Below are 6,028 nucleotides of genomic sequence, written 5' to 3'. Positions count from 1 at the left end.
TGGCGCCTGCCGCAGGGCTGGCAGGCCGGGCCGCTCCACTATCCGGTGCCGGACCGGCTGCTCGTCATGGGGCTGATGAACTATGTCTACGAGCGCGATTACGCGCTGCTCGTGACCTTGCGCGTGCCCGAGACGGCGGAGCCGGGCGTGTCGGTGCCGGTCGACGCGCGGCTCGATTATCTGGTCTGCACGACCGAATTGTGCGTGCCCGAGACCGCGAACGTCTCGATCGAGCTGCGCACTGGTGCGTCCGGCGCGCCCAATTCGGCCTTTGCCGGCTGGCGCCAGGCGCTGCCGCGTCCGCTGGCCGAGAGCGGACGGTTCGCGGTGAGCGGCGGACGCCTTCGCCTCGCCATTCCCTTCCCGGAGGGCGCGGCGCTCGCCGATCCCTATTTCTTCCCGGCGACGACCGATGCAGTGGCGCATTCGCAGCCGCAGAGCATCTTACGCAATGGCGCCAATCTGATCGTCGAGATGGGCGCCGGGCCGGCCGCGGGCGGGCTCGCGGCGCTCGAGGGTGTGCTCGAGGTCTCGCCCGGCATCGGCCTCGCGCTCACCGCGCGGCCGGGCGAAGTGCCGGCGGCGGGAGCGCCCGTGCCGGTGTCGGATCCGGTGCCCGGCTCCACGCCGCCGGGGGAGGGGGCGTCGATCCTGCTCGCCTAGCTCGGCGCGCTGCTCGGCGGGCTGATCCTCAATGTCATGCCCTGCGTCTTCCCGATCCTCAGCCTCAAGGCGCTGAGCCTCGCCCGCGCGGGCGAAACCGAGGCCGGGGCGCGGCGAGAGGCATTGAGCTATGCGGCGGGCGTCGTGCTGACCTGCGTCGCGCTCGGCGGGGCGCTGCTCGCCGTGCGCGCGGGCGGGGCGGCGGTGGGCTGGGCCTTCCAGCTCCAGGACCCGCGCGTGATCGTGCTGCTGCTGTTGCTGATCACCACGATCGCGCTCAACCTCGCCGGCCTGTTTCAGCTTCCCGTGCTCGCCAAAGGGGGCGGGACTCGGGGCGCCTTCGCCACCGGCGCGCTCGCCGCCTTCGTCGCGACGCCCTGCACCGGCCCGTTCCTCGGCTTCGCGCTCGGGGCGGCCCTGGTCCTGCCGACCTGGGGCGCGCTCGCGGTGTTCGCCGGCCTCGGCCTCGGCCTCGCCTTGCCCTTCCTGTTGCTCGGCTTTGTCCCCGCGCTGCGGCGGCTTCTGCCGAAGCCCGGCGCCTGGATGGAGCGCTTCCAGCGCATTCTCTCGGTGCCGATGTTCCTGACCGCTCTCGGCCTCGCCTGGATCCTCGGCCGCCAGGCCGGGGTGGACGGCATGGCGCTCGGCCTTGGTGCGGCGCTGCTGCTCGGCCTCGGCCTGTGGTGGCTCGGGCGGCGGCAAAGTGGGCGCAGCCTGTGGCCGGCGTTGGCGATGATCGTCGTCGCGGTCGCGGCGCCGCTGCCCTTCGTCCGCGTCGCCGACGCCGCGGCGGCGCTGGCGCCGAACGCGCTCGGCGCCGAGCCTTTCTCCGAGGCGCGGCTGGCGCAGCTTCGCGCCGAAGGGCCGGTGTTCGTCTATTTCACCGCCGACTGGTGCCTCACCTGCAAGGTCAACGAGCGCGCCGTGCTCGATCAGGACGAGGTGGTCGAGGCCTTCCGCGCGCGCGGCATGCGCGTGCTGGTCGGCGATTGGACCCGCGGCGACGAGGCGATCGGCCGCTTCCTCGCCCGCCACGGCCGCTCGGGCGTGCCGCTCTACCTCTATTATGCGCCCGGCCGCGAGGCCGAGATCCTGCCGCAGATCCTGACCGTCGGTCGGCTCACTCGGCTCGGGAGCTAGGTGCGCTCCCGGCCTCCCACACCTTTTGCCCGCCGACATAGGTCTCCAGCACGCGCGTCTCGCGGATTTCCCGCTGGTCCTCGGTCGCGAAGATGTCGCGGTCGACCAGGATGAAATCGGCATAGCGGCCCGGCTCGAGCGTCCCGATCTGGCTTTCGGCGAAGCCCGCATAAGCGGCGCCCCGGGTGAAGGCGTCGAAGGCCTGGATCATGTTCAGCCTTTGCTCGGGGAGCCAGCCGCCCGGCGGCTGTCCTTGCGCGTCCTCCCGGCTGATCGCGGCGGCGAGGCCGTGGAACGGGTTCGGGCTCTCGACCGGAAAATCGGAGCCGAAGGCGAGCGGGACGCCGTTCGCGATCATGCTCCGCCAGGCATAGGCGCCGCCCAGCCGCTCCAGCCCCATCCGCGCCTCGGCCATCAGCCGGTCGCTGGTCTGGTGGACCGGCTGCATCGAGGCGATCGTGCCGTGGCGGGCGAAGCGCGGCAGGTCGGCGGGATCGACGATCTGGGCATGCTCGATCCGCCAGCGCCGGTCGCCGGTATAGGTCTCGGCGAGCTCGTCGATCGCGTCGAGCAGCAGCGCGTTGGCCTGATCGCCGATCGCGTGGACCGCAACCTGGAAATTGTCCATCGCCGCCCGGCTCATCAGGTTCTTGAGCACCGTGTCGGTGACGAGCGGCAGGCCGCGCTGGCCCGGCGCGTCGCGATAGGGCTGCTTGAGCCAGGCGCCGCGCGAGCCCAGGGCGCCGTCGAGATAGAGCTTCACGCCCACCATGCGCAGGCGTCCCTCGTAGAGCCACGGGGTCGGCTGGGTCCCGGCCACAGCGAGGAGGTTCTCGATTCCCGAGGCGTAGGAGAGGATGCGAACGTTGAGCCGCCCCGCGTCGCCGGCGCGGCGCATCACCGCCCAATCCTCGGCGCTCGTTCCCATGTCGGCGACCGCGGTGAGGCCGTTGGAGAGCAAGATCTCCTGCGCGCGGGCGAGCGCCCGGTCGCGCTGGACCGGAAGCGGCGGCGGGATGACGCGCTCGACCAGCGGCATGGCGGCGTCGACGAAGATGCCGTTGGGATTGCGCCCGGTCCGCTCGATCCGGCCGCCGCTCGGACTTTGGGTCTGGGCGGTGATCTCCGCTTCGCGCATCGCGGCGCTGTTCGCCCAGCCGGCATGGCCATCGACTCGCTCCAGCCAGATGGGCCGGCCGGGAACGACCGCGTCGAGATCGGCGGCGGTCGGGAAGCGGCCCAGGCCCCAGCGCTCCTGATTCCAGCCCCGCCCGACGATCCAGCGCGGGGTCGGGTTGGCGGCGGCATATTCCGCGATCCGGCGCTGCGCCTCTTCGAGCGAATTGGTGTCGGACAGGTCGAGGCTGAGCGCGCTCAGCCCCAGGCCCATGACATGGCCGTGCGCGTCAATCAGGCCGGGGAGCAGGGTGCGGCCGCGCCCGTCGATCAGATAGCGGGTGCGCGGCGTCCGGGCGCCGCGCGAGGATAATTGTATCACCCGCCCCTCGTCGCCGATCCAAATCGCGTGGAAACGGACCAGCCGGCCGTCGCGCAGGGTGTAGCCGTTGACATTGTCGACGAGCTGGTCGGCGAGCGCCGGGGCGGCGAAGAGAATGGCGGCGAGCAGGATAAGCAGACGCTTCAAGGTTCGAACCTCCGGAGCAGGGAAGAGGTATCCTGCCGCCCGGCGCCCAGCGCCTGGAGGTCGGCATAATATTGGTCGACCAGGGCGGTCAGCGGCAGCCGGGCGCCATTGGCGCGCGCCTCGTCCAGCGTCAGGCCGAGATCCTTGCGCATCCAGTCGACCGCGAAACCGAAATCGAATTCGCCTTTGTCCATGGTCGGCCAGCGGTTGACCATCTGCCAGCTCATCGCCGCCCCGGCGGAGATCGCGTCGAGCACCTTGTTCGCGTCGAGCCCGGCGCGGTGGGTGAAGTGCACCGCTTCGGACAGGCCCTGCACCACGCCCGCGATGCAGATCTGGTTGACCATCTTGGTGAGCTGGCCGTGGCCGGCGGGCCCGACATGGACGATCCGCGCGGCGTAGGCTTGCATGAACGGCGTCGCCGCCGCGACCGCATCGTCCGAGCCGCCGCACATCGCCGCGAGCTTGCCGCTCTCGGCGCTCGCCTGCCCGCCCGAGACCGGCGCATCGACGAAATGGAGGCCGCGTCCTTCCGCTTCCCCGGCGAGTTGCCGCGCGAGTCGGGCCGAGACGGTGGTGTGATCGATGAACAAGGCGCCCGGCGTCATCGCCTCAAAGGCGGCGCCCGCGACCTCCTCGACGTCGCGGTCGTTGCCGACGCAGGCGATGACAGCCTCGGCTCCGTTCGCGGCCTCTTCGGCGGACCCGGCCTTCTTGCCGCCATGGGCCGCGACCCAGGCCTCGGCCTTGGCCGGGCTGCGATTGTGGACGGTCAGATCGTGGCCTCGCGCCGCGAGGTGCCGCGCCATCGGCGCGCCCATCACGCCGAGGCCGAGGAAGGCGATCCGTGCCATGGGAGGGTGCGATAGGTGATGATCGCGCGCCGCGCCAGAGGGAGAGGGGTGTCAGGACTTGGGCCGTCGCCGTCCCACGCTGAAACGGCCCACAGTTAACGCGCTCCGGACGCCCGCCGCGCCCTTCACAAGCCCCGGCGCGAGGCTCATAAAGCCGGGGTCAACCCTTCAATCCGGTGGAGTCGCTTGAGCGCACCCTTCCGCTTTCCCCGCTTCTTCGTGACCACGCCGGCGCCGTGCCCCTATCTCGCGGGCAAGACCGAGCGGAAGGTGTTCACCGAGCTGGCCGGGCCCCATGCGAGCGAATTGAACGATGCGCTCGGGCGGATCGGCTTCCGCCGCAGCCAGAACGTCGCCTACCGGCCCTCCTGCCTGGATTGCGCCGCCTGCATCTCGGTCCGCGTCATCGCCTCCGAGTTCCAGCCCAGCGCCACGCAGAAGCGCGTGCTCAAACGCAACGCCGATCTCGAAGTCACCGCCTGCAAGCCCTGGGCGACCGAGGAGCAATATGAGCTGCTCCGCCGCTATCTCCACATCCGCCATCCCGAGGGGGGCATGGTCGACATGGACGAGCATGATTTCTCCGACATGGTCGAGCAGAGCCCGGTCAAGACCTATATCGTCGAATATCGCGAGCCGTCGAAGAACGGCACGCCCGGCCGCCTCGTCGGCGCCTGCCTGACCGACCAGCAGGCCGACGGCCTGTCGATGATCTACTCCTTCTTCGAGCCCGACGACGAGCGCCGCTCCGGCCTCGGCACCTACATCATCCTCGATCATATCGTGCGGGCGGGGAATGCCGGCCTGCCCTATGTCTATCTCGGCTATTGGGTCGAGGAGGCGAAGCGAATGACCTACAAATCGCGCTTCCGCCCGCTCGAGCGGCTCGGCCCCGGCGGCTGGCGGCGCTTCGATCCGGAACAGCGCGAACTCTCGCTCGACTAGCAACCACCTTCAGGCTTAGGCTCACGCCGGTTGGCGGCGAGGGGGCGTGGCATGCGGACGGGCGCGGGGATCTGGCGGGCGCTGGAACAAGCGCGGGCGATGAACCTCGCCGCGGACGGCGAGCGCCCGGCGCGGCTCGGCGGCGACGGAATCAGCCGGCGGCGCGTGCTCGCTGCCCTTGGCGGCGGTCTTGCGGCGGCGACACTGCCGCGCTTCCCCGCTTTCGCCCAGGCGCATCCTCGGATCGTCATCGTCGGCGGCGGGCTGGCCGGTCTCTCCGCGCTCGACACTTTGGCCGCGCGCGGGATGCCGGCGATGCTCTACGAGGCACGGGCCGCCCCGGGCGGGCGGACGCGCAGCGTGCGCGGCGTGTTCGCGCCCGAATTCGCCTTCGACGAGGGCGCGCAGCTGATCAACACCGATCAGGCGGACATGCTGCGCCTCGTTCGGCGTTTCGGCCTCCGGCTGGTCGACCGGCGCGCCTTCGGGCCGTTCCACGAGATCCAGATCGGCCGCAACGGCCGCGAGGTAAGCGAGGCCGAGCTGGCCCGGGCGCTGCGCGGCATCGCGGCGCGGATCACCGCCGATTCCGATCGGCTCGATGCCGATTACGAAACGGTCGCGCGCGAAATCGACGCTTTGTCGGTGCGCGACTATCTCGATCGGCACGGGCTTCGGCCCGGCGAGGCGCGCGACGCGCTTGAGGCGGGCATCCGCACCGAATATGGCGCCGAGCCGAACGAGGCCTCGGCGCTGGAGCTGCTCTTCAACCTCCCGACCG

The 6,028-nt window shown here is 71.0% G+C and carries 6 protein-coding genes; 4 read left to right on the top strand and 2 right to left on the bottom strand.

The genetic code is table 11. The annotated features are described in order from the left end of the window. Together ACT4N8_RS03305 and ACT4N8_RS03300 are read left to right on the top strand one after the other, a co-directional pair. The coding region (locus tag ACT4N8_RS03305) for a protein-disulfide reductase DsbD domain-containing protein (RefSeq protein WP_444856713.1) at nucleotides 1-663 on the top strand (663 nt) is incomplete at its 5' end. Nucleotides 664-672: 9 nt separating this feature from the next. Next, nucleotides 673-1,803, top strand: coding sequence for a protein-disulfide reductase DsbD family protein (locus ACT4N8_RS03300; protein ID WP_444856715.1), 1,131 nt, complete (start codon nucleotides 673-675; stop codon nucleotides 1,801-1,803). Here ACT4N8_RS03300 and ACT4N8_RS03295 read toward each other — a convergent pair. Further along, a complete protein-coding gene (locus tag ACT4N8_RS03295) occupies nucleotides 1,784-3,439 on the bottom strand; it encodes an amidohydrolase (RefSeq protein ID WP_444856714.1) in 1,656 nt (551 codons plus the stop codon). The genes ACT4N8_RS03300 and ACT4N8_RS03295 overlap by 20 nt on opposite strands. Before the next feature lie 5 nt (nucleotides 3,440-3,444). After that, nucleotides 3,445-4,302: an NAD(P)-dependent oxidoreductase gene (locus tag ACT4N8_RS03290; protein WP_444856712.1), complete on the bottom strand. Its 858-nt coding sequence runs from the start codon at nucleotides 4,300-4,302 to the stop codon at nucleotides 3,445-3,447. Between the two features lie 186 nt (nucleotides 4,303-4,488). Between ACT4N8_RS03290 and ACT4N8_RS03285 the strand changes: the two genes are divergently transcribed. Together ACT4N8_RS03285 and ACT4N8_RS03280 are read left to right on the top strand one after the other, a co-directional pair. Further along, nucleotides 4,489-5,247 (top strand): arginyltransferase, encoded by a 759-nt coding sequence (locus ACT4N8_RS03285; RefSeq protein ID WP_444856711.1) that lies wholly within the window; start codon nucleotides 4,489-4,491, stop codon nucleotides 5,245-5,247. A gap of 51 nt (nucleotides 5,248-5,298) precedes the next feature. Beyond that, nucleotides 5,299-6,028: flavin monoamine oxidase family protein (locus ACT4N8_RS03280; RefSeq protein WP_444856710.1), on the top strand; the 730-nt coding region annotated here is incomplete at its 3' end.

Source organism: Sphingosinicella sp. (genome assembly GCF_052387495.1).
Classification (GTDB): domain Bacteria; phylum Pseudomonadota; class Alphaproteobacteria; order Sphingomonadales; family Sphingomonadaceae; genus Allosphingosinicella.
This window is presented reverse-complemented; position numbering and strand designations above follow the sequence as displayed.

Bases quoted from the DNA above. Each gene is read 5' to 3' on its own strand.
- ACT4N8_RS03290 (WP_444856712.1), bottom strand. From the start codon at position 4,302: ATGGCACGGATCGCCTTCCTCGGCCTCGGCGTGATGGGCGCGCCGATG.